Below are 23,891 nucleotides of genomic sequence, written 5' to 3'. Positions count from 1 at the left end.
GATGGAAGACATCGTTTCGATGTGGCCCACCCCGTCCTTGAAGCCGATGAGATTGGGGCAGCGATCGGCCAGGATGGCCAGCGACTCGGCCGTGAGCTTGGTGCGGTCGCGGTTGTAGACGATCACGCCGAACTTCACGCTGTTGCACACCTGCGCCACGTGCTCGATCAGGCCCTCCTGGCCCGCTTCGGTCAGGTAGTGGGGCAAGAGCAGGATGCCGTGCGCGCCCAGGCGCTCGGCCTCTTGCGCATGGGCAATCGCCGTGCGGGTGGGGCCGCCGGCGCCGGCAATGATGGGCACCTTGCCGCGGCAGGTGTCCACCGCCGTCTTGATGACCTCGCTGTACTCGGGGCCCGAGAGCGAGAAGTACTCGCCCGTGCCCCCGGCGGCAAACAGGGCGCTGGCGCCGTAGGGGGCCAGCCACTCCAGGCGCTCGATGTAGGTCTTGGGGCGGAAGTTGCCTTGCTCGTCGAAGTCCGTGATGGGGAACGAGAGCAGGCCGGAGCCCATGATGGATTTGAGGTCTTGGGGAGTCATGGCGGAGCGGTTTCGAAACAACAAAAGAAAAGGGGTCTGGGCCGGCGGCGTCAGTCGAGCTTGATGTTGGCGGCCTTGACCACGCTGGCCCAGCGGGCGCGCTCTTTGGCAAAGAACTGGTCTTGCTCGGCGGGCGCCATGGTCACCACCTCGGCGCCCTGGCCGGCCAGGCGCGAGCGGATCTCGGGCGCGCGGATGGCGGTGATAAGGGCCTTGTTCAGCTTTTGCACCACGGCCTCGGGCGTGCCGCGCGGGACCAGCACGCCTTGCCAGGTGCCGGACTCGTAGCCGGCCACGCCTTGCTCGGCAATGGTGGGCACGTCGCCGATCAGCGGCATGCGGGTGGACTTGGACACGCCCAGCACCTTGAGCTTGCCGTTCTGCACCTGGGGCAGGGTGGCCAGCATGCCGTTCATCAGCACCTGGGTCTGCCCGGCTACGGTGTCCTGAATGGCGGTGACGCCGCCCTTGTAGGGGATGTACTGCCAGCGTGCGCCACTGGCGCGCTCCAGCGCCACGCCGGCCAGGTGGGGAGCGCTGCCGGTGGCCGTGACGGCGAAGTTCAGGTCGTTCTTCTTGGAGTAGGCGACCAGTTCCTTGAGGTTGTTGACGGGCACCGAGGGGTGCACCACCAGCAGGTGCGGCGAGTAGGCCAGCATGGTCACGCCGCGCAGGTCCTTGGACGGGTCGAACGACAGCTTGGTGTAGACCGAGGGGCTGATGGCCAGCGCGCCCACGTCGCACAGCAGCAGGGTGTAGCCGTCGGGATCGGCCTTGGTCACGAAGTCGGCGCCCAGGTTGCCGTTGGCGCCGGGCTTGTTCTCCACGATCACGCTTTGCTTGAGCGACTCGGACAGCACCTGGCTGATGGAGCGCGCAATGATGTCCGAGCTGCCGCCGGGCGGGTAGGGCACCACGATGCGCAAGGTCTTGGCGGGCCAGTCGGCACCACCCGTCTGGGCCAGGGCAGGAAAGGCTGCCAGCAGGGCAGAGCAGGCCAGCAACGCGGCACGGCGGCGAATCAGGGGCATGGGACGTGTCTCCGAGGAATTTTGTTGTTAGTCATCGTACAACTTGATTTGGCGAAACGCAATGAATTTCCCCCGGGGTCAGGGTAATTGCGGAGAGGGCAGCCCCGTTGTGCCGGCCTGTGCACTATGGAAACTGCAGCTGCAACTGCCGAGGAGTCCTAAGGGTAATTCCCGGAGCCACCGGGTTCTTGATCGCACCAAAATCCCGTTTGTTGTACGACAACGTATGACGTAATCGACGACTACGTCGACGCTTCATGCAAGAAAGCCCCCCTGATGAAACCTGCCACCCCTCGCCTGCGCCGCAGCTGGCGGCCCTGCCTGGCCCTGGACCCCGCCATGAGCGCCCCTGGCGGGCCGCCGGGTAGGGGGCCGAACGGGCTGCAGACCGTGGACTTGCCCTGACCCAGCACGCTCTTCACGCACCCCTTGCGCCGCTGGCCTTCTTGCCTCCCTTTCTTACCTCCCTTATCCGAACCCCACCCCAGGAGACACACCATGCACCGCAGAACCTTCGTCCGCACCGCCGCCGTGGCGGCCGCCGCCACCGCGCTGGGGGCCGCCGCGCTGCCCGCGGCCGCCCAGGGCAACTGGCCCACCGGCAAAGCCATCACCTACGTCGTGCCCTTTGCGGCGGGCGGCACCACCGACACGCTGGCCCGGCTCATCGGCCAGCAGCTGGGGCCGGCCCTGGGCACCACGGTGGTGGTGGAGAACAAGGGCGGCGCGGCGGGCAGCATCGGGTCGGAAGCAGCGGCCCGCGCCGCGCCGGACGGCTACACCCTGCTCGGCGGCACCGTGAGTTCGCACGCCATCAATATCAGCCTGTACCCCAAGCTGGGCTATGACCCGCTCAAGTCGTTTGCCCCGGTCACGCTGATCGGCACCAACCCCGTGGTGCTGGTGGTGGCGGCCAACAGCCCGTACAAGACGCTCAAGGACGTGCTGGCCGCGGCCAAGGCGAAGGCGGGCGGCCTGTCGTCGGCGTCGGCCGGCACCGGCAGCTCCCAGCACCTGGCGGTGGAACTGCTCGCGTACAAGTCGGGCGTGAAGTTCACCCACATTCCCTACAAGGGCAGCGGCCCCGCCATCCAGGACGTGATCAGCGGCCAAGTGGACATGATGTTCGACACCACCGTGGTGGCTGCGCCGCACATCCAGAGCGGCAAGCTGCGCGCCATTGCCGTCACTTCGCCCCAACGCCTTGCGTCGCTGCCCGACGTTCCCACAGTGGCCGAGTCGGGCGTGAACGGCCTGGCCGATTTCCAGGTGCAGTCGTGGCAAGCGGTCTTCGTGCCGGCGGCCACGCCCGCGCCGGTGGTGACGCGCCTGCACGCCGAAATCCGCAAGATCCTGGCCCAGCCCGACATGCAGAACCGCCTCAAGGGCTTCGGCATGGAGCCGGCCGACCTGCCGCCTGCGCAGATCGCAGCCTTTCAGAAAGCCGAAGTCGACAAGTGGGCGCAGGTCATCAAGGCCGCCAACATCACGGTGGACTGAGCCGCGCCGCGCGCCGGGGTGCCAGGGCAGCTGCGGGATGCGGGCATCAGTTTGCTGCCGCCTCGGCGCCATCCGCGACGCCAGGGCGCGCTGCCAGCACAAACTCCGGGTGCTGCCCCGTGAGCAAAAGGAACATCGCAAACACGGGCCCCTGCATGTTGCGTTCGTCGCTCATGCTCTCCAGTGCCTGCCAGGTGCGCGACTGCACACCGCCCCGGCTGCCGGTTTGCAACGGGTAGCCCATCAGCTCGGCGGCCTGGGCCTGGCTCAGCCCCGCCGTGATGCGAGCGGCCTTGAGCTGCTCGCCGGTGGGCACGGGCATGGCAAGGGGCAGCGGGGGAAGGGGCGGTAGGGTCATAAGTTTGCTATCAAAAAAAGAGCTGTTTGCGCTGAATGGACGGGCGCTGGGCCTCATTTTGACCCAAAATTCCGAGGCGATCGCGGGCGGGAGCGGGCCGTTCAAGCGCGCGGCGACGTGGGCCGCCCCCGGCGTCAGTCAAGCGACGGTCCCATCGTGCCGCAGCATTTGCGCGAAGTACGACTCGGGTTGGATGTTGGTGTAGTTGGGGATGTCGGCAGACAGTTCGGCCATCGTCGCCTTGGCGGCCGCTTGCGCCTGCTGCAGGTCGCTGAAGAACGCATTGGTCAGCGCCACCACCTGGCCGGGGCGGGGTTCGCCGGGGTAGAGCACACGGTCGCTCTCCAGCCGCACCAGGCCCAGGGGCTGAAGCGCCGCACGGGCAATGCGCATGTGTTCGCCGTGGTAGTAGTCGTGGTTGAACGTGGCGCCTTCGCGCCAGCGGTATACCGCAGTGACCTTGATCATCGGACCGTCTCCCAAAAGTTCCAGGCCACCGTGGCCCGGGTATGGCCGCCACAGTAGGCGCTGTGGAGGGCGGGCACAGCCGCCTGGGTGACACGCAGTCGCCAAGTGGGCCATGAGCTGCGAAGCACGGCCCTGCGGCCGTGGGGGCGCGACAGCAACGCGCGGGGCGCCCTGACTGCGTGGCGCCGGGGGGCGGGAGCCGCGCCGGCGAAAACGGACGTCCGCCGGCTCAGTCTTCATCTGACTCGCCCAGGAACCCGCCGCTCTGGTGCGCCCACAGGCGGGCGTACACGCCGTCCTGGGCCAGCAGCTGCGCGTGCGTGCCTTCCTCGACGATGCGGCCGGCGTCCAGCACGATGAGCCGGTCCATGGCGGCGATGGTGGACAGGCGGTGGGCAATGGCGATCACCGTCTTGCCTTGCATGAGGCGGTCCAGGCTTTGCTGGATGGCGGCTTCCACCTCGTAGTCGAGCGCGCTGGTGGCCTCGTCCAGCAGCAGGAGGGGCGCGTCCTTGAGCATCACCCGCGCGATGGCCACGCGCTGGCGCTGGCCGCCCGAGAGCTTCACGCCGCGCTCGCCCACCTGGGCGTCGTAGCCGGTGCGGCCCTGCAGGTCGGTGAGGCTTTCAATGAAGTCGGCGGCTTCGGCCTGCGTGGCGGCGGCGCGCATGGCGTCCTCGGTGGCGTCGGGCCGCCCGTACAGGATGTTCTCGCGCATGGAGCGGTGCAGCAGCGAGGTGTCCTGCGTGACCATGCCGATGTTGCGGCGCAGGCTGTCCTGCGTGACGTTGGCAATGTCCTGCCCGTCGATCAGCACGCGGCCCGCGTTCACGTCGTGAAAGCGCAGCAGCAGGTTGACCAGCGTGGACTTGCCCGCCCCCGAGCGGCCGATGAGGCCGATCTTCTCGCCCGCGCGGATGGTGAGGTTGAGCCGGTCGATGACCGGGCGGCCGTTGCCATAGCCGAAGCTCACGTTCTCGAAGCGCACCTCGCCGTGCGTCACCTGCAGCGGCTGCGCATGGGGCGCGTCCACCACGGTGCGCGGCCGGGTCAGGGTGTTGATGCCGTCCTGGATGGTGCCCACGCTTTCGAACAGCGTGGTCATCTCCCACATCACCCAGTGGGCGTGGCCTGAGACGCGCAGGGTCATGGCGGTGACGGCGGCCACGGCCCCGGCACCCACCTCGCCGCGCGACCACAGCCACAGGGCCGTGCCGCAGGCGCCCAGGATCATGCCCACCACCAGCAGCTGGTTCACGATCTCGAACCGGCTCACCAGGCGCATCTGCGCATAACCGGTGAGCTTGAACGCGTCCATGGCCGCCCGCGCGAACTCCGACTCGCGCCGGGTGTGCGAGAACAGCTTGACGGTGGCGATGTTGGTGTAGGCGTCCGTGATGCGCCCGGTCATTACCGACCGCGCATCGGCTTGCGCCTTGCCCACCTGGCCCAGGCGCGGCACGAAGTACCAGCAGGCCAGGCCGTAGGCCACCATCCAGGCCGCAAACGGCAGGATCAGCCGCGCGTCAAAGCCGGCCAGCAGCACCAGGATGGTGACCAGGTAGATGCCCATGCCGATCACCACGTCGGTGGTGGTGAAGATCATGTCGCGCACGGCCAGCGCGGTCTGCATGATCTTGGTGGTGATGCGCCCGGCGAACTCGTCGGCGTAGAAGGCCATGCTCTGGCCCAGCATCAGCCGGTGGAAGTTCCAGCGCAGCCGCAGCGGGAAGTTGATGGCCAGCACCTGGTGCTTGAGGCTGGTCTGCCAGGCCACCAACACCACCGAGCCCAGCAGCAGTGCGGTGATGGCCAGGATGGAGCCGCGCCGCTCGGCCCACAGCGCGCCCGGCGCCACGCTGGAAAGCCAGTCCACCACATGCCCGAGCACGGCAAACAGCAGGGCCTCGAACACCGCGATCGCGGCCGAGAGGACAGCCATGGCCACCACCCAGCCGCGCAGGCCGCGGGTGCAGTCCCACACAAAGGCCATGAAGTCCTTGGGCGGCAGGTGGGGTTCGGCGGGAGGGTAGGGGGGAAGGCGGTTTTCGAAATACTTGAACACAGGGCAGCTCCTCGGCGCCGCATGGTAGAGGAGTGCCGCGCACCCGAGGTGTCAGCAAGGGGCTTGTCCGCAGCCTTCGTGGGTGAAACCGTGCGCCTGCAGCGGTGGCTTTTCTTTTGTGCGCAAAGGCGCGCTCAAGGTCACTTGAGGTCGCTCAAGGTCGCCCGTGGGGCGGCGCACGGTGCGCGCCGCGGCTACGACAGCACGGCAACCGCCACGGTCAGCGAGCCCAGCACGAGGTTGACCGCCACCCAGCGGCGGATGCCTGCCAGCGCCTTGCCGCCTGCGGGCCAGTCTGCGGCCGCCACGGCCCGCCGCAGGCGGGGAAACAAGGCAAAGCGGATGTGGCCAAAGATGGCCGCCATGACCAGCCCCAGCACCGCCATGGCCGCCCAGCCCAGGGGCATGGAAAAGCTGCCCCCGGCCTGCGCGGCCTGGCGGGCGGCGCGGCCGATCATCCACACCCCGCTGGCCAGCACCACCGCCACGGCGCCGCCCACCGCGCCCAGAAAGCGCTGCAGCACGCCCTGCATCAGCTGCACGCGCAGGGGCGGCTCCAGCGATTGCGCCGCGGGCCGCAGGAAGAAATGGGCAAAGACCATGCCCCCCACCCAGACGATGACGGCCAGGAGGTGCAGCAACAGCAGCGCGCGGTGAACAAGGTCCATGGTGGAAGGCTCCGGTCAGCGGATCGGGAGGGCATTGTGCCGTGGAGGCCGGGGTTGCGGTGGGAGGGCGCGGAGCCCCGTCATGGCGGCCCGCCGCCCCCGCCGGGTGCCACGTGGACCCGGTTGCCCCCGCTTTTCTTGGCAAGGTACATCGCTGCGTCCGCGTGCCCCAGCAGGTGGTCTGCTTCGCTGCCGTGGTCCGGGTGGATGGCGATGCCGATGCTGGGCTGCACGTGCAGGCGCACGCCGTCCAGGTCAAACGGTTGCCCGAAGGAGGCCAGGATCTTTTCGGCCACCTTCAGGGCCTGGGCGCCTTCCAGCAGCACCACGAATTCGTCGCCGCCCAGGCGGGCCACCGTGTCGGAATCGCGCACGCAATCTTGCAGCCGCTGCGCCACCCGCTGCAGCAGCAGGTCGCCCATGGCGTGGCCCATCGTGTCGTTGACCTGCTTGAAGCCGTCCAGGTCGATGAACAGCAGCGACAGCCCCCCCTGGTCACGCCGCACGCGCGACAGCGCCATGCGCAGCCGGTCCAGGAACAGCTGCCGGTTGGGCAGGTGCGTGAGCTGGTCGTACTGGGCCATGTGCTCCAGGCGCTGGTGCATCTGCTTGCGCTCGATGGCGGCGGCCACCTGGGTGGAGACAAACTGCAGCAGCTCCTTGTCCTTCTCGGTGTAGCGGCCCCGCTCGCCGCCGTCGCTGCGCAGCACCAGCGCGCCGATGGGGCCGTTCAGGGTGGGCAGCGGGGCGCCCAGCCAGTGCTGGGGCGTGCCGCCCTGCGGCAGCGGGGCGTGCTCCAGGTTCACCGGGGCGTGCGGGGTCAGCAGCACCGTGTTGCCGCTGCGGATCACCTCGGTGCACAGCGCGTTGCGCACCTGGATCTCGGGCTGGGCGTCGCCACTGGCGCTGGCGCTGGCAAGGTAGGGAAAACTGAGCGCGTCCTGGGCGGCGTCGTACAGCGCCACGGCGAAGTGCGAGGCCGGCAGCAGCTTGCCCACGATCTCGTGGATGTGGCGGAACAGCGCCTGCAGGTTCTGCGTGGCATGGGCCGCCTCGGAAATGGCGTAGATGGCGGCCTGCATCGACTCGGTGAACTTGCGCTCGGTGATGTCGTGCGCCACTGCCAGCCGTACCTGCTGCTCGGGGAGCCAGCGCGCGGTCCAGCGCACATGGGCAATGGAGCCGTCCTTGTGGACATAGCGGTTTTCAAACTGCAGCTGCAGATGGCCCTCGGTCACGCGCTGCGCCTGCTGGGCGGTCATGGTGACATCGTCGGGATGCACCATGTCGAGCATGCGCTTGCCGAGGACCTCGTCGGGCCGGTAGCCGAAGATGCGCTCGAAGGCGGGGCTGACAAACTCGATCGTGCTGTCCCGTTGGACAACGCAAACCGCGTCGAGCAGCAGGTCCACCACGTTCTGGGAAGAGATGCTTTGCATGGGGCGCACAGGGGCTGGGACGGCCCATTGTGCCGCGCACGCCCCGGTCCCGGTGGACCTTGTGCATTGGGCGCGGGCGCGGGGGGCGCCGCGCGCTGCAATTTGCTATCAAAGGTATAGCTGCATGCGCTTGATGGTCGGGCGATAGAACCTGTTTTTATTGGTATTTTTGCTCCAGCGCGTCCCAGTGGGTTTTCCGCACCAGCCGTTGGCGTTCAGCAAAGGGTGCGACCAGCGCAGGGTCTTCATCGATGCGCTGGTGGTCGCGCAGCACGGTCAGCGCCCTTTGCATGCCGGCCACGGCGCCCTGCAGGGCCGCGTTGGCGTACAGCACCAGGCCGTAGCGCAGGGCGGCCAGCTCGGCAGCGCCGGTGATCGGGGTCTTGCCGCCGATGACCAGGTTGATGAGCTGGGGCTGGGGCAACAGCGCGGGCAGGGCGCGCACCTGCTCGGCAGTGGTCACGGCCTCCACGAACAGGATGTCGGCGCCGGCTTCGGCGTACTGCCCGGCGCGCTCCACGGCGGCGTCAAAGCCGTGCACGGCGGCTGCGTCGGTGCGGGCCAGGATGAGCAGGTCGCTGTCGCGCCGTGCATCGCACGCCGCGCGGATCTTGCCCACCATCTCGCGCGCATCCACCACGTCCTTGCCGTTGAAGTGGCCGCAGCGCTTGGGGCTGACCTGGTCCTCCAGCTGGATGCAGTCGGCGCCCGCGCGCTCCAGCGTGCGCACCGTGTGGTAGGTGTTGAGCGCATTGCCGAAGCCGGTGTCGGCGTCGACGATGAGCGGCAGCTGCACCGCATCGCGGATGCGGGCCGTCTGGTCGGCGATGTCGGTCAGGCCCATGAAGGCCTGATCCGGCAGCCCCAGGCCCATGTTGGTCACGCCGGCGCCGGTGATGTAGAGGGCTTCAAACCCCAGGTCTTCCACCACGCGGGCGGACAGGGCGTTGAACGCGCCGGGGACGATGACGCCGCGGCGGGCCTGGGCGAGCGCGCGCAACTGCTGTTTGGTGTTCATGCTTCTTTTTCCTTGAATGCGGGTCCGGTGGATGGGCGTGGAGGGGGCGTGCGGCCGTTCACGGCGACGGCACCCTGACCCAGCCCTCCATCAAAATGCGGGCGCTGCGGCTCATGAGGACCTTGGTGACCGTCCATTGGCCGGCCACCTGCGCCGCCTGGGCCCCCACCCGCAGCGTGCCGGAAGGGTGGCCGAAGCGCACGGCGCTGGGCGTGCCACCGCCCGCCGCCCGGTTGACCAGCGTGCCCGGCACAGCCGCCGCCGCGCCGACGGCCACGGCCGCCGTGCCCATCATGGCGTGGTGCAGCTGGCCCATCGAGAGGGCGCGCACCAGCAGGTCCACGTCTTCCTTGTGCACCCGCTTGCCGCTGGCGGCCGTGTAGCTGGCCGGCGGCGCCACGAAGGCGATCTTGGGCGTGTGCTGGCGCGTGGCGGCCTCGGCGGGCGTGGCGATCAGGCCCATGCGCACGGCGCCGTGCGCGCGAACGGCCTCCAGGCGCGTCAGCGCCGCCGCATCGCCGTTGATGTTGGCTTGCAGCTCGGTGCCGGTGTAGCCCAGGTCGCTGGCGTTGAGAAAAATGGTGGGAATGCCCGCGTTGATGAAGGTGGCCGGGAAGCTGCCCACGCCGGGCACCTCCAGCGTGTCCACCACGTTGCCCGTGGGGAAGAGGGCGCCGGCGCCATCGGACGGGTCCATGAACTCCAGCGGCACTTCGGCGGCAGGAAAGGTGACGCCGTCCAGCTCGAAGTCGCCCAGTTCCTGCACCTGGCCGTCCGCCATGGGCACGTGCGCCACGATGGTCTTGCCAATGTTGGCCTGCCAGATGCGCACCGCCAGGGGGCCGTGCTGCGGAACGCGTGCGGCATCGATCAGTCCCATGTGCAGGGCGCACGGCCCCACGGCGGCCGAGAGGTTGCCACAGTTGCCGCTCCAGTCCACCAGGGGGCGGTCGATGGCGACCTGGCCGAAGAGGTAGTCCACGTCGTGCCCCGGCCGCGTGCTGCGCGAGAGGATCACGGCCTTGCTGGTGCTGGACGAGGCATTGCCCAGGCCGTCGATCTGCTTGCCATAGGGGTCGGGGCTGCCCAGCACGCGCAGCAGCAGGGCGTCGCGCGCAGGCCCGGGCTGCTGTGCGGCCTCGGGCAGGTCTTGCAGGCGGAAGAACACGCCTTTGCTGGTGCCGCCGCGCAGGTAGGTGGCGGGGATTCTGATTTGAGGAAGAGGTTTGTTCATGGTGTGACTCCCCTCTCCCTTTGCAGGAGAGGGGCCGGGGGAGAGGGGGGCTGCGCTTGCAGCGCTGCCCAGATGGCTTCGAGCACGCTGTCCGTGTGGTGCAGGATGTCGTTGTTCCAAAAGCGCAGCAGGGCGAAGCCCTGGCTGCGCAACCAGGCATCGCGGGCGGCGTCGTGGTCTGAATCCACGTGTTGCCCACCGTCTGCCTCCACGATCAGCCGCAGGCCGAAATGCACAAAGTCCACGATGTAGGGGCCGATAGGCTGCTGGCGCCGGAATTTCTGGCCGTCCATGCGGTGCGCGCGCAGGTGCTTCCATAGCAACTGCTCTGCGTCGGTCATGTTCTGGCGCAGGGTTTTGGTGAATTGGCGTTGGTGCATGGGCGGGGCCCCCTCTCCCCCGGCCCCTCTCCCGCGAGGGGAGAGGGGAGCAAAACGGACAGCAGCGATTGTCATCACGCTCGCGCCTCTTGCCCGCCCGGGGAGCGGGAGGGAAGACATGAAGCAGCGCTGGTCATCGCGCGCAAGCCCCTCTCCCCCGGCCCCTCTCCCGCAAGGGGAGAGCGGAGCAAAACGGACAGCAGTGATTGTCATCACGCTCGCGCCTCTCCCGTGAGGGGAGCGGGGCGGAAGATATGAAGCAGCGGTTGTCATCACGCACTAGCCCCTCTCCCCTCGCGGGAGAGGGGTTGGGGAGAGGGGGCGGCCCCAGTCCGCGCCGCCAAAAAATCCTGCGCAAACCGCTGCAGCACGCCCCCCGCCTCATACACCGACACCTCCTCCGCCGTGTCCAGCCGGCACGCCACGGGCACCCGCAGCGTCTCGCCGTTGCGCCGGTGCACCACCAGCGTCACGGTGGCGCGTGGGGTTCGGTCCCCCACCACGCCATAGGTCTCCGTGCCATCCAGCCCCAGCGTGCGGCGGTTCACGCCGGGGGCAAACTCCAGGGGCAACACCCCCATCCCGATCAGGTTCGTTCGGTGGATGCGCTCAAACCCCTCGGCCACCACCACCTCCACGCCCGCCAGGCGCACGCCCTTGGCCGCCCAGTCGCGGCTGGAGCCCTGGCCGTAGTCGGCACCTGCGATGACGATGAGCGGCTGGCGGCGGTGCAGGTAGGTTTCGATGGCTTCCCACATGCGCATCACCTGGCCCTCGGGTTCCACGCGGGCCAGCGAGCCCTTTTGCACCTGGCCATCCACCACCGCCATTTCGTTGACGAGTTGCGGGTTGGCCAACGTGGCGCGCAGGGCGGTGAGGTGGTCGCCCCGGTGCGTGGCGTAGGAGTTGAAGTCCTCCGCCGGCACGCCCATGTGCGCCAGGTATTCGCCCGCCGCGCTGTCCGGCAGGATGGCGTTGGAGGGCGACAGGTGGTCGGTGGTGATGTTGTCGCCCAGCAGCGCCAGCGGGCGCATGCCCTGCAGGGTGCGCGCCCGGGCGGCCAGGGCGCCCACGCCTTCCGTGTCCCAGTACGGCGGGCGGCGGATGTAGGTGGACTGGGGGCGCCAGCCGTACTGTGGGCGCACGGCCTCGCCATCGTCCCGGCGGACTGCAAACATGGGTTCGTACACGGCGCGGAACTGCGCGGGCTGGACCGCCCGGGCCACGACGGCATCGATCTCTTCGTCGCTGGGCCACAGGTCCTTCAGGCGCACGGGCTGGCCGTCCGCCACGGCGAAAGCGTCGTTCTCGATGTCAAAGCGCACCGTGCCGGCGATGGCGTAGGCCACCACCAGCGGCGGGCTGGCCAGGAAGGCCTGCTGCGCGTAGGGGTGGATGCGTCCGTCGAAATTGCGGTTGCCCGAGAGCACGGCCGTCGCGTACAGGTCGCGCTCGATGATCTCCTGCTGGATCTTCGGGTCGAGCGCGCCGCTCATGCCGTTGCAGGTGGTGCAGGCAAAGCCCACGATGCCGAAGCCCAGCGCCTGCAGGTCGGCCAGCAGGCCGGCTTCTTTCAGGTACAGCTCCACGGCCTTGGAGCCGGGCGCCAGCGAGGTCTTGACCCACGGCTTGCGGGTGAGGCCCAGGCGGCGGGCGTTGCGCGCCAGCAGGCCGGCGGCGATCACGTTGCGCGGGTTGCTGGTGTTGGTGCAACTGGTGATGGCCGCGATGATGACCGCGCCGTCGGGCAGGCGGCCCGGCTCCTGCGCCCACGGGCCGGCAATGCCGCGCTCGGCCAGTGCCGAGGTGGGCAGACGGCGGTGCGGGTGGCTGGGGCCGGCCAGGTTGCGCACCACGCTGCCGAGGTCAAAACGCAGCACGCGCTCGTACTGCGCTGCATGCAGCGTGTCGGCCCACAGGCCGGCGGCCCGGGCGTAGGTCTCCACCAGCTGCACCTGCGCGGCCTCCCGGCCCGTGAGGCGCAGGTACTCCAGCGTCTGCGCATCGATGGCAAAAAGCGCGGCCGTGGCCCCGTACTCGGGGCACATGTTGCTGATGGTGGCGCGGTCGCCGATGGAGAGGCTTTCAGCGCCCGCGCCGTGGAACTCCACGTAGGCCCCCACCACTTTCTCGCGGCGCAGGAATTCGGTGAGCGCCAGCACGATGTCCGTGGCGGTGATGCCCGGCGGGCGGCGGCCCGTCAGCTCCACGCCCACGATCTCGGGCAGGCGCATCCACACCGCGCGGCCCAGCATCACGCTCTCGGCCTCCAGGCCGCCCACGCCCACGGCGATCACGCCCAGCGCGTCCACGTGCGGCGTGTGGCTGTCGGTGCCCACGCAGGTGTCGGGGTAGGCCACGCCCTGGTCGGCGTGCACCACGGGCGACATTTTTTCCAGGTTGATCTGGTGCATGATCCCGTTGCCCGCGGGGATCACCGCCACGTTGGCAAAGGCCTTCTTCGTCCACTCGATGAAGTGGAAGCGGTCTTCATTGCGGCGGTCTTCGATGGCGCGGTTCTTGGCAAACGCACCAGGGTCGGCGCCGCCGCACTCCACGGCCAGCGAGTGGTCCACGATGAGCTGCACCGGCACCACCGGGTTCACGGCGGCCGGGTCGCCGCCTTCCTGGGCGATCGCGTCGCGCAGCCCGGCCAGGTCCACCAGCGCCGTCTGGCCCAGGATGTCGTGGCAGACCACCCGCGCCGGAAACCAGGGGAAGTCGGCGTCGCGCCGCCGCCCGATGAGCTGGCGCAGGTAGCCGTCCAGCTGCGCAGGATCGGCGCGGCGCACCAGGTTTTCGGCGTGCACGCGCGCGGTGTAGGGCAGGGCGGCCCAGGCGCCGGTCTGCAGGGCTTCAACGGCTTCGCGCGCGTCGAAATACTGCAGCGCCGTGCCGGGAAGCGGTTTGCGGTGGGCGATGTTCATCATGAGTAGGGGGCTGGGCTTGCTCTTTTTTTATGAGCTGCTTGCGCTTTGTGGAAGCCATTCTCTGAAGCAAAACATGCTGAACATGGCGTGCAGCAAGCGCAAGCAGCTATGGTTTTTGATCAACGGCGCTCTGCAATCGGTACAAAGGGCTGGTCTTCCGGCCCGGTGTAGTGGGCACTGGGGCGGATGATCTTGTTGTCCTGGCGCTGCTCGATCACGTGCGCGGCCCAGCCGCTGGTGCGGGCCATGACGAACAGCGGCGTGAACATGGCGGTGGGCACCTGCATCATGTGGTAGCTCACGGCGCTGAACCAGTCGAGGTTGGGGAACATCTTCTTCTCCTCCCACATCACGGACTCCAGGCGCTCGGCGATGTCGTACATCTTGGTCGATCCGGCCTCTTGCGACAGGCGCCGGGCCACGCCCTTGATGATGGCGTTGCGCGGGTCGCTCACGGTGTACACCGGGTGGCCGAAGCCGATCACCACCTCCTTGGCCTGCACGCGGCGGCGGATGTCGTCCTCGGCCTGCGCGGGGTTGTCGTAGCGCTTCTGGATCTCGAACGCCACCTCGTTGGCGCCGCCGTGCTTGGGGCCGCGCAGCGCGCCAATGGCGCCGGCAATGCTGGAGTACATGTCGCTGCCGGTGCCGGCGATCACGCGGGCAGTGAAGGTGCTGGCGTTGAATTCATGCTCGGCGTACAGGTTGAGCGAGGTGTGCATGGCACGCACCCAGCTGGCGGGCGGCGGGGTGCCGTGCAGCAGGTGCAGGAAGTGGCCGCCAATGGAGTCGTCCTGCGTCTCCACCGCGATGCGCCGGCCCGAATTGCTGAAGTGGTACCAGTACAGCAGCATGCTGCCCAGGCTGGCCATCAGCCGGTCGGCGATGTCTCTGCTGCCGGGCAGGTTGTGGTCGTCCTTCTCGGGCAGCGCGCAGCCCAGGGCCGAGACGCCGGTGCGCATCACGTCCATGGGGTGGCTGGCGGCGGGCAGTTGTTCCAGCGCCGCCTTCACGCTGCCCGGCAGGCCGCGCAGGGCGCGCAGCTTGGCCTTGTAGGCGCTCAACTCGGCGTGGGTGGGCAGCTTGCCGTGCACCAGCAGGTGCGCAATCTCCTCGAACTCGCACACCTCGGCCATGTCCAGGATGTCGTAGCCGCGGTAGTGCAGGTCGTTGCCGGTGCGGCCCACGGTGCACAGGGCGGTGGTGCCGGCGGTCACGCCGGACAGGGCAACGGACTTCTTGGGCCGGAAGGCGGGGGTCAGGACGGGGGCGTTCATGCAAAGGTCTCCTGCAGGGATGGTGGCGGTGTTCAGGCTTGTCATACTTCGCAATCTACGCACAATGGCAGTCCTGCAGAAGGCCTGAAATGGCGAAGATTTGCGAACGCCGCTGCGGCGTTTTGCAAAGTTTGCGAATAACCGAATCCGCCAAACGATGAAAAAAACCTTCATGGGCGTGCGCCTGCGCCGCCTGCGCGAAGAGCGCGGCATGACCCAGGTGGCCCTGGCGCGCGCGCTGGACCTGTCCGCCAGCTACCTCAACCAGATCGAGCAGAACCAGCGCCCGCTGACGGTGCCGGTGCTGCTCAAGATCAACGCCGTGTTCGGCGTGGACGTGCAGCGGTTTTCCGACGACGACGAGGCCCGGCTGATCACCGCGCTGCGCGAAGCGCTGGCCGAGGCGCCCCCCGGACCGGGCGGCGAAGGGGTTTCGCTGGCCGAGATCCGCGAGCTGGCCGCCCACATGCCGGCCGTGGCCCGCACGCTGCTGGCGCTGCACCAGGGGCGCCGTGCGGCGCTGGAGCGCCTGGAGGCCCTGGGCGCGCAAAACGCACAGTGGGGCCTGGGCGACGACCGCAGCGCCGCCGCGGCGCCCTGGCAGCCCCCGGCGCCCATGGCCTACGAGGAAGTGCGCGACTTCTTCTTTGCCCGGCAGAACCATATTGCGACGCTGGACGACGCGGCCGAACGCTGCGCAAGCGACTGGGCGCTGCAGCCCGGCCGTGCGGACGAGTGCCTGGCGCGGCGGCTGGAGGCCGCCCATGGCGTGCGCCTGGCCGACGGGGCGGAGCTGCCCGGCGGCGCGCAGCGCGTGTTCCACGCCGACACCCGCGTGCTGCAGCTGGCGGCGGGCCTGTCGCGCGGGCAGCGGGCCTTTCAGATGGCCACGCAGCTGGCGTTCCTGGAGCAGGGCGCGGAGCTGGCCCGCCTGGCCGAAGGCGCGGGCCTGTCCAGCGACCAGGCGCGGGCGCTGGCGCGCATTGGCCTGGCCCAGTATTTCGCGGGGGCGCTGGTGTTGCCCTACACCGCGTTCCTGCACGCCGCCGAGGCCGCGCACTACGACATCGACCGGCTGTGCCGCCAGTTCGGCGTGGGTTTTGAGACGGTGTGCCACCGGCTGTCCACCCTGCAGCGGCCCAGCGCGCGCGGCGTGCCGTTCTTCTTCATCCGCGTGGACCGGGCGGGCAACATCAGCAAGCGGCAGTCGGCCACGCACTTTCACTTCAGCAAGGTGGGCGGCACCTGCCCGCTGTGGAACGTGTACGAGGCGTTTGCCCAGCCCGGCCGCACGGTGCCGCAGGTGGCGCGCATGCCCGACGGGCGCACCTACCTGTGGATTGCGCGCACCGTCTCCCGCCGCGCGGGGGCCTGGGGCGCCCCGGGCAAGGAGTTTTCGGTGGCGCTGGGCTGCGACATCCGCCACGCGCCGCAGCTGGTGTACGCCCGGGGGCTGGACCTGGCCAACCCTGCCGCGGCCGTGCCCATCGGCATGGGCTGCAAGGTCTGCGAGCGCGGCGACTGCCCGCAGCGGGCGTTCCCCCCCATCGGCCGGGCGCTGGCCGTGGACGAAAACCGCAGCCTCTTCACGCCCTACGCCGTCGCGGCCACGCAGTCGGAGAGGCCTCATTTGTGACTGATAAGTTACAAAATGCGCTCTTCATTTCATAGCTTGCACCGCCCGGTAATGTTGCGCGATCGGCATTTTTTAGCAAAAAGAGCCTTCGTAACCGTTTGTTGATCCAGGCAACTGTGGATTGCCGGTATCCTGCGCTCTTTCCCGTGCGGCCGGGTGGCCGCCGGGGCGGCGACGCAAGGTTTCTCCCCTGAACACTCCGAGCACTTTCTCTTCTGCGGCGGACCCGGTGCGACCCCCGGGCCGGTACCGGCACTGGGTGTCGGGCGTGGCCGTGGCCGTGTCCGGGCTGGTGCTGAGCGGATTGCTGGGCTGGCACCAGGCACAGGCCACGGCAGAGATCGAAAAGGCCCGCTTCACCCAGGAAACCCGGGCGTTCACGGAAGCGCTGCGCCAGCGGCTGGCGGGCCACACCGAGGTGGTGAATGCGCTGCGCGGCCTGTTCACCGCCAACCCGCACCTGTCGCGGCTGGACTTCGAGCGCGCCGCCAGCGAGATGGAGGTGGGCCAGCGCTACCCCGGCGTGCGCAACCTCTCGTTCACCCGCTGGGTGCCGGGCAGCGAGCGCGCGGCCTACGAGGCGCGGGTGCGGGCGGACACGTCGCTGTCTCCGCGGGGCCTCCCGGATTTCCACATCCACCCGCCCGGCGAGCGGGCGGAGTATTTTGTGGCCGAGTACCTGTGGCCCATGGTGGGCAACGAGGGCATCCTGGGCCTGGACATCAGTGCCCAGCCGGCCAATCTGGCAGCCATGCGCTACAGCCGCGACAGTGGCCAGACGGTCGTGTCCGCGCCGTTCGAGCTGCTGCAGGAGACCGAGCACCGGGCCGGCATCGTGATCCGCGTGCCGGTGTTCGACCCGACGGCCGGCACGGCCGAGCTGCGTTTTCTGGGCGCGGTGGCGTCCACGCTTCGCGTGTACGACCTGGTGCAGGGGCTGGGCCAGCAGGGCCTGCTTGAAGGCATTGCCGTGGCCATGTCCGACCTGGGCCCCGTGCGCACCGACCCGGGCCAGAGCGCCGCGCTGCCGCTGCTGGAGCTCACGGCCCCCGCGCTGCCGGGCGCCCAGCCCGTGGTGCGCGACGTGGTGGTGCACGACCGGCGCTGGCGCTTCACGTTCTACCCCACGCGCACGTTCCTCACCCCGGCGGAATCCCGCCTGCCGTGGCTGGCCGGGCTGGCCGGGGCGCTGGTGTCGCTGCTGCTGGCTTCCACCGTGGGGCTGCTGTCCCGCCAGCGCACCCTGGCGCTGGCACGGGCCCAGGCCTCCGAAGAAGCGCGGCGCGACAGCGAGGAGCGGTTCCGCGCGCTGTTCAACCAGGCCACCGTGGGCGTGGCGCAGGTGGACACCGACACCGGCCGCTATGTGCGCGTGAACCAGCGCTATGCCGACATCCTGGGCTATGCCCGCCCGCGCGACCTGCTGGGCAGCTCGTTCCACGACATCGTCCACCCCGCAGACCTGCCGCACGACCTGGCGCAGCTGGAGCGGCTGAAGACCGGGGAGGTGCCGCAATACCGCCTGGAGCAGCGTCTGCTGCGCAAGGACGGGCAGGTTGTCTGGGGCGACATCACCGTCTCGCCGCTGTGGCTGCCCGGGGCGGCGCCCGAGCGCCACATCGCGGTGGTGCAGGACATCACCTCGCGCAAGCGCATGGAAGAGACCTTGCGCAGCAACGAGCACCGCCTGCGCGGCATCCTGGAGCGGCTGCCCATGGGGCTGTGCCTGGTGGAGCCCGACGGGCGCATCGCCTTTCGCAACCAGCGCTATGTGGAAATCTGCGGCTATACCGAAGCCGAGGTGCCCGACGTGGAGACCTGGTGGGAGCGGGCGTTTCCCGACCCCCAGCGCCGCGCCGCCGCCCGCCAGAGCTGGCGCGATGCGCTGGCGCGGGCGCAGGCCCGCAACGGCGTGGTGCCCAGCGGCGAGTACCTGATCCGCTGCCAGGACGGCCAGATGCGGCCGGTGGAGGTCTCCGGCGTGCAGGTGGAGGGCGGGCACCTGGTGACCATGCAGGACCTGAGCGAGCGCAAGGCGGCCGAGGAGGAGATCAACCACCTGGCCTACTACGACCCGCTCACCCGCCTGCCCAACCGGCGCCTGCTGATGGACCGGCTGCAGCAGGCCCTGGCCACCAGCGCCCGCCACCAGCGCAGCGGCGCGCTGCTGCTGCTGGACCTGGACAACTTCAAGACCCTGAACGAAACCCGCGGGCACGACAGCGGCGACAGCCTGCTGCAGGAGGTGGCGCACCGGCTGCGCAGCTGCCTGCACGAGGACGACACGGTGGCCCGCCAGGGCGGCGACGAGTTCGTGGTGGTGCTGGAGGCGCTGGGCGACAACCCCGAAGAAGCCGCTGCGCGCAGCGAGGAGGTGGGCCAGCGCATCCTGTCGGTGCTGCGCGAACCGTACCGGCTGGCGGGCGGCGAGTACCACAGCTCCATCAGCATGGGCATCACCATCTTCAGCGGCATGCGCGAGACGGTGGACGAGCTGCTCAAGCGGGCCGACCTGGCGCTGTACCAGGCCAAGAACGCGGGGCGGGACACGCTGCGCTTCTACGACCCGCAGATGCAGGCCGCCGTCAGCGCCCGGGCCGCGCTGGAGCTGGACATGCGCGCCGGCCTGGCCCAGGGCCAGTTCGAGCTGTACTACCAGCCGCAGATCGACCGCGGCCGCATCACCGGCGCCGAGGCCCTGCTGCGCTGGCGCCACCCGCGCAACGGGTTTGTCTCGCCCGCGCAGTTCATCCCCCTGGCGGAGGAAACCGGCCTCATCCTGCCCCTGGGCGAGTGGGTGCTGCAGGCCGCCTGCGTGCAACTGGCGCGCTGGGCTGCGTCGCCGGAGCTGGCGGGGCTGAGCCTGGCGGTCAATGTGAGCCCGCGGCAGTTTCACCAGAACGGCTTCGTTCCCCAGGTCCTGGCCGCCCTGGCCAGCTCGGGCGCGGACGGGCGCCAGCTCAAGCTGGAGATGACCGAGGGCCTGCTGCTGCAGGACGTGGAGGACACCATCGACAAGATGGGCCAGCTCAAGGGCTACGGCGTGGGCTTCTCGCTGGACGATTTCGGCACGGGGTATTCGTCCCTGGCGTACCTCAAGCGCCTGCCGCTGGACCAGCTCAAGATCGATCAAAGCTTCGTGCGCGACGTGCTGACCGACCCCAACGACGCCGCCATCGCCCGCACCGTGGTCGCGCTGGGCACCAGCCTGGGCCTGCGCGTGATTGCCGAAGGCGTGGAAACCGAGGCCCAGCGCGAGTTCCTGGCACGCCACCACTGCCATGCCTGGCAGGGATACCTGTTCAGCCCGCCCGTGCCGGCGGCTGAATTCGAGGCGCAGGTGCGCCGGACGAATCGGTAGCCCCCCCTGAGGCGCTGCGCGCCTCGGCACCGCCGCCAGAGTCGGCGGCTCTTCGGGCACGTCCAAGCCTGCGCAGGCAGGCTTGGAGCCGCGGCCCTCAGCCTCCAGGGGGGACGCACCCTGTGGCCTGGCGGAGCCAGTTCCACGGGTGCACTGGTGTGGGGCGCGCCAGTATCGGGGCGAGCGGGTCCTTCGGTGCACTGCAAAATTAATAGCTGCTACCGCTTGCTGAACGGGCGTTTCAGCCTATTTTTATCTCTAGTGCGGCAAACTTGGTGCCACAGCACTCCGCGCAAACCATTTGCAGCAGGTGAGGGCAGGGTGGCGCGGTATCATTCCGGCCTTGCCGCCAGCGGGTTTCCCTATGGAGCGGCCACCCGGCGCCACCGCCTGTCCTGTCTGTCACGCCTTCTTTGCCCGCTTTCTGACCCGTGCGTCTTACCTCCATCAAGCTTTCCGGCTTCAAGTCGTTCGCTGAGCCCACCAATTTCATGCTGCCCGGCCAGCTGGTGGGGGTGGTGGGCCCCAACGGCTGCGGCAAGTCCAACATCATGGACGCCGTGCGCTGGGTGCTGGGCGAGAGCAAGGCCAGCGAGCTGCGCGGCGAGTCGATGCAGGACGTGATCTTCAGCGGCACCACCACCCGCAAGCAGGCCAGCCGCGCCAGCGTGGAGCTGGTGTTCGACAACTCCGACCACCGCGCCGGCGGCCAGTGGAGCCAGTTTGCCGAGATCGCAGTGCGCCGCGTGCTCACGCGCGACGGCACGAGCAGCTACTTTCTGAACAACCAGCCGGTGCGCCGGCGCGACGTGCAGGACGTGTTCCTGGGCACGGGCCTGGGGCCGCGGGCCTACGCCATCATCGGGCAGGGCACCATCAGCCGCATCATCGAAAGCCGCCCTGAGGAACTGCGCCTGTTCCTGGAGGAGGCGGCCGGCGTCTCCAAGTACAAAGAGCGCCGCCGCGAGACGGAAAACCGCCTGTCGGATACGCGCGAGAACCTCACCCGCGTGGAAGACATCCTGCGCGAGCTGAACGCCAACCTCGAAAAGCTGGAAAAGCAGGCCGAGGTGGCCGCCCGCTACAACACCCTGCAGGCCGACGCGACCCTCAAGCAGCACCAGCTGTGGTTCCTCAAGCGCGCCGACGCCGAGGCCGACCAGGCCAAGGTGCGGCTGGACGGCCTGCAGGCCGTGAACGACCTGGAATCGCGCATGGCCGACCTGCGCGCCGTCGAATCCGACCTGGAGACCATCCGCCAAGCCCACTACGCGGCTGGCGACCAGGTCAACCAGGCCCAGGGCAAGCTCTACGAGGCCACGGCCGAGGTCGGCAAGCTGGAGGCCGAGATCCGCTACGTGGTGGAAGGCCGCCAGCGTGTGGAGCAGCGCCTGGTGACGCTGGCCGAGCAGATCGCCCAGTGGCAGGCCCGCAAGGAAGAGGCCGACATCGAGCTGGAGAACCTGGCCGGCGCGGGCGTGGACGCCGAAGAGCGTGCCGAGTTGCTGGCCGCGCAGATGGAAGAGCAGGCGATGCAGCTGCCCGACCTGGAGGACGCCCTGCGCCAGGCGCAAAGCCGCGCCAGCGAGCAGCGCGCCAGCGTGGTGCAGGTGCAGCAGCAGATCGGCGTGCTGGCCGCCGAGCAGCGCAGCATCGACGAACAAAGCCGCCAGCTGGACGCGCGCTTTGAGCGCCTGCGCACCGACCGCAATGCCCTGGCGGCGCCGGACGAGGCCCGCCTGGACAACCTGCGCGAGCAGCTCGACGCCGCCCAGGAAATTGCCGAGACCACCGAGGCCCGCCTGCAGGAGCTGCAGGAGGCCGTGCCCCAGCTGGACGACGACCGCCGCGCGCGCCAGCAGGCCGTGAACAGCGAAAGCGCCCGCCAGGCCGACCTCTCGGCGCGGCTGGAGGCGCTCAAGGCGCTGCAGGAAAAGGTCAAGACCGACGGCAAGCTGCGCCCCTGGCTGGCCAAGCACGGGCTGGAGGGCCTGCAGGGCCTGTGGAGCCGCATCCACATTGAGCCCGGCTGGGAAAACGCCCTGGAGGCCGCGCTGCGCGAGCGGCTGGGCGCTCTGGAGGTCGGGCGCCTGGAGATGGTGCGCGGCTTCCTGGGCTCCGGCGGCACGGACGCACCGCCCGCGCGCCTGGCCTTCTACAGCCCGCCCGCCGCGGGCCAGGCCGAGCCGCCGTCCGCGCAGCCCCGGCTGTCCGACCTGCTGCGGCTGCACGACGCCGGGCTGCGCGCCGTGCTGTGCGACTGGCTGCAAGGCTGCACCACCGCCCCCACGCTGGACGAGGCGCTGGCCCGCCGCGCCACGCTGCAGCCGGGCGAGGTGATCTTCGTGCCGTCCGGCCACGCCGTCAGCGCGCACAGCGTGTCCTTCTATGCGCAGGATTCTGAACAGTCCGGGCTGCTCGCCCGGGCGCAGGAGATCGAGAACCTCGAAAAGGAACTGCGCGCCCAGGCCTTGATCGCCGAGGAGTCCCGCACGGCCCTGGTGCGCGCCGAGGCGGCCTACGCCGATGCCTCGCAGCGCCTGGTTGCGGCGCGGCGCGAAGCCTCCGAGGCGCAGAGCCGGGCGCACGAGCTGCAGGTGGAGACGCTGCGCCTGTCCCAGCTGGCCGAGCAGACCCGCGCCCGCAGCCAGCAGATCGATGGCGACCTGGCCGAAGTGGAAGCGCAACTGGGCGACCTGCAGGAGCGCCGCGTCGCCGCCGAGGCGCGGTTTGAAGAGCTGGACATGCAGCTGGCCGAAAGCCAGGAGCGCGAAGCCAGCCTGGGCGACCGCGTGATCGAGGCCGAGCGCCGCCTGGCCGCCTGCCGCGAGCAGCAGCGCACGCTGGAGCGCCAGGTGCAGGAAGCCACGTTCTCCCAGCGCAGCCTGGAGGCGCGCCGGGCCGAGCTCAACCGATCCATCGAAACGGCCACGCAGCAGGCCGTCGCGCTCGCCGACGAGCAGCAGCGCGCCCGCGACGAGCTGGCGCGCCTGTCGGACGCGGCCGCCCAGGGCGGCCTGCAGCAGGCGCTGGACGTGAAGATGGAGCGCGAAAAGCAGCTGGCCGCGCAGCGCAGCGAGTACGACGACCTGACCACCAAGCTGCGCGCCAGCGACGAGCGCCGCATGCAGCTGGAACGCGCGCTGGACCCGCTGCGCCAGCGCATCACCGAATTCCAGCTCAAGGAGCAGGCCGCGCGCCTGGGCCTGGAGCAGTACACCACCTTGCTGGCCGACGCCCAGGCCGAACTGGAGGCCGTGGCCCGCTCCATCGCCGAAGGCAATGTGCGCGTGCAGGGCCTGCAGGGCGAGATCGACCGCCTGCACCGCGAGATCGCTGCGCTGGGCGCCGTCAACCTGGCCGCGCTGGACGAGCTGAACCTGGCGCGCGAGCGCAAGGTCTTCCTGGATGCGCAGACCGCCGACCTGACCGAGGCCATGAACACGCTGGAAGACGCGATCCGCAAGATCGACGGCGAAACCCGCCAGCTGCTCTCGGGCACCTTCGACACCGTGAACGCGCACTTTGGCCGCATGTTCCCCGAACTGTTCGGCGGCGGCCAGGCCAAGCTGATCATCACCGGCGACGAAATCCTCGATTCCGGCGTGCAGGTCATGGCCCAGCCGCCCGGCAAGAAGAACCAGACCATCCACCTGCTGTCGGGCGGCGAAAAGGCGCTCACGGCCATCGCGCTGGTGTTCGCCATCTTCCAGCTCAACCCCGCGCCGTTCTGCCTGCTGGACGAGGTGGACGCGCCGCTGGACGACGCCAACACCGAGCGCTATGCCAAGCTGGTGTCCAGCATGTCCAAGGGCACGCAATTTTTGTTCATCAGCCACAACAAGATCGCCATGGAAATGGCCGAGCAACTGATCGGCGTGACCATGCAGGAGCAGGGCGTCTCGCGCATCGTGGCGGTGGACATGGAGTCCGCGCTGTCAATGGTGGATGCTTGAAGAACGATGATGCGCCCCCTGTGTCGCCTCGCA

Annotated in this window: 17 protein-coding genes; 5 read left to right on the top strand and 12 right to left on the bottom strand. The window is 69.3% G+C overall.

The window, feature by feature from the left end; translation table 11 throughout:
• On the bottom strand, positions 1–537 hold a 537-nt coding region (locus LWW96_RS22120; protein WP_291490038.1), incomplete at its 3' end, for a dihydrodipicolinate synthase family protein.
• A 50-nt stretch (positions 538–587) separates the two neighbouring features.
• Positions 588–1,568 carry a tripartite tricarboxylate transporter substrate binding protein gene (locus LWW96_RS22115; protein WP_291490036.1) on the bottom strand — a complete coding sequence of 327 codons (981 nt, stop codon included), beginning with the start codon at positions 1,566–1,568 and terminating at the stop codon, positions 588–590.
• A 276-nt stretch (positions 1,569–1,844) separates the two neighbouring features.
• On the opposite strand from LWW96_RS22115, the gene LWW96_RS22110 reads away from it, so the two are divergent.
• Both LWW96_RS22110 and LWW96_RS22105 read left to right on the top strand, forming a co-directional pair.
• Positions 1,845–1,973 carry a hypothetical protein gene (locus LWW96_RS22110; protein WP_291490034.1) on the top strand — a complete coding sequence of 43 codons (129 nt, stop codon included), beginning with the start codon at positions 1,845–1,847 and terminating at the stop codon, positions 1,971–1,973.
• A 93-nt stretch (positions 1,974–2,066) separates the two neighbouring features.
• Positions 2,067–3,068, top strand: coding sequence for a tripartite tricarboxylate transporter substrate binding protein (locus LWW96_RS22105; RefSeq protein WP_291490032.1), 1,002 nt, complete (start codon positions 2,067–2,069; stop codon positions 3,066–3,068).
• Between the two features lie 46 nt (positions 3,069–3,114).
• Here the strand turns inward: LWW96_RS22105 and LWW96_RS22100 are convergent, their stop codons facing one another.
• From LWW96_RS22100 to prpC, 10 genes are all read right to left on the bottom strand, one after another.
• The gene (locus LWW96_RS22100; RefSeq protein ID WP_291490031.1) at positions 3,115–3,390 is read right to left on the bottom strand and encodes a helix-turn-helix transcriptional regulator; all 276 of its coding nucleotides are present in this window, start codon (positions 3,388–3,390) and stop codon (positions 3,115–3,117) included.
• Between the two features lie 174 nt (positions 3,391–3,564).
• Positions 3,565–3,894 (bottom strand): EthD family reductase, encoded by a 330-nt coding sequence (locus LWW96_RS22095; RefSeq protein ID WP_291490029.1) that lies wholly within the window; start codon positions 3,892–3,894, stop codon positions 3,565–3,567.
• 229 nt (positions 3,895–4,123) lie between these two features.
• Positions 4,124–5,959, bottom strand: coding sequence for an ABC transporter ATP-binding protein (locus tag LWW96_RS22090; RefSeq protein ID WP_291490027.1), 1,836 nt, complete (start codon positions 5,957–5,959; stop codon positions 4,124–4,126).
• A gap of 194 nt (positions 5,960–6,153) precedes the next feature.
• Positions 6,154–6,627: a CopD family protein gene (locus LWW96_RS22085; protein WP_291490025.1), complete on the bottom strand. Its 474-nt coding sequence runs from the start codon at positions 6,625–6,627 to the stop codon at positions 6,154–6,156.
• 80 nt (positions 6,628–6,707) lie between these two features.
• On the bottom strand, positions 6,708–8,066 hold the full coding sequence (locus LWW96_RS22080) for a GGDEF domain-containing protein (protein WP_291490023.1): 1,359 nt from the start codon (positions 8,064–8,066) through the stop codon (positions 6,708–6,710).
• Positions 8,067–8,223: 157 nt separating this feature from the next.
• Positions 8,224–9,084 carry an isocitrate lyase/PEP mutase family protein gene (locus LWW96_RS22075; protein WP_291490021.1) on the bottom strand — a complete coding sequence of 287 codons (861 nt, stop codon included), beginning with the start codon at positions 9,082–9,084 and terminating at the stop codon, positions 8,224–8,226.
• 58 nt (positions 9,085–9,142) lie between these two features.
• Positions 9,143–10,318 carry a 2-methylaconitate cis-trans isomerase PrpF gene (gene prpF, locus LWW96_RS22070; RefSeq protein WP_291490020.1) on the bottom strand — a complete coding sequence of 392 codons (1,176 nt, stop codon included), beginning with the start codon at positions 10,316–10,318 and terminating at the stop codon, positions 9,143–9,145.
• Complete coding sequence (locus LWW96_RS22065) at positions 10,315–10,698, bottom strand: DUF559 domain-containing protein (RefSeq protein ID WP_291490019.1); 384 nt, start codon at positions 10,696–10,698, stop codon at positions 10,315–10,317. Before LWW96_RS22065 ends, prpF begins: the two co-directional genes overlap by 4 nt.
• Positions 10,699–10,970: 272 nt before the next feature.
• On the bottom strand, positions 10,971–13,625 hold the full coding sequence (acnD, locus tag LWW96_RS22060; protein ID WP_291490018.1) for a Fe/S-dependent 2-methylisocitrate dehydratase AcnD: 2,655 nt from the start codon (positions 13,623–13,625) through the stop codon (positions 10,971–10,973).
• A gap of 122 nt (positions 13,626–13,747) precedes the next feature.
• Positions 13,748–14,905, bottom strand: a complete 1,158-nt coding sequence (gene prpC / locus LWW96_RS22055) for a 2-methylcitrate synthase (protein ID WP_291490017.1) — start codon at positions 14,903–14,905, stop codon at positions 13,748–13,750.
• A 157-nt stretch (positions 14,906–15,062) separates the two neighbouring features.
• Here prpC and LWW96_RS22050 point away from each other — a divergent pair, with 157 nt between their 5' ends.
• The 3 genes from LWW96_RS22050 to smc all read left to right on the top strand — a co-directional run bounded on the left by LWW96_RS22050 (position 15,063) and on the right by smc (position 23,858).
• Positions 15,063–16,541, top strand: coding sequence for a short-chain fatty acyl-CoA regulator family protein (locus LWW96_RS22050; protein ID WP_291490016.1), 1,479 nt, complete (start codon positions 15,063–15,065; stop codon positions 16,539–16,541).
• A gap of 229 nt (positions 16,542–16,770) precedes the next feature.
• A complete protein-coding gene (locus LWW96_RS22045; RefSeq protein ID WP_291490015.1) occupies positions 16,771–19,902 on the top strand; it encodes an EAL domain-containing protein in 3,132 nt (1,043 codons plus the stop codon).
• Between the two features lie 431 nt (positions 19,903–20,333).
• Positions 20,334–23,858: a chromosome segregation protein SMC gene (smc, locus tag LWW96_RS22040; protein WP_291490014.1), complete on the top strand. Its 3,525-nt coding sequence runs from the start codon at positions 20,334–20,336 to the stop codon at positions 23,856–23,858.
• The last annotated feature ends 33 nt before the right edge of the window (positions 23,859–23,891 follow it).

Source organism: Acidovorax sp. (assembly GCF_021287135.1).
Taxonomy (GTDB): domain Bacteria; phylum Pseudomonadota; class Gammaproteobacteria; order Burkholderiales; family Burkholderiaceae_C; genus Acidovorax.
Note: the sequence above shows the minus strand (reverse complement) of the source record. Positions and strands in the feature narration are given on the sequence as shown.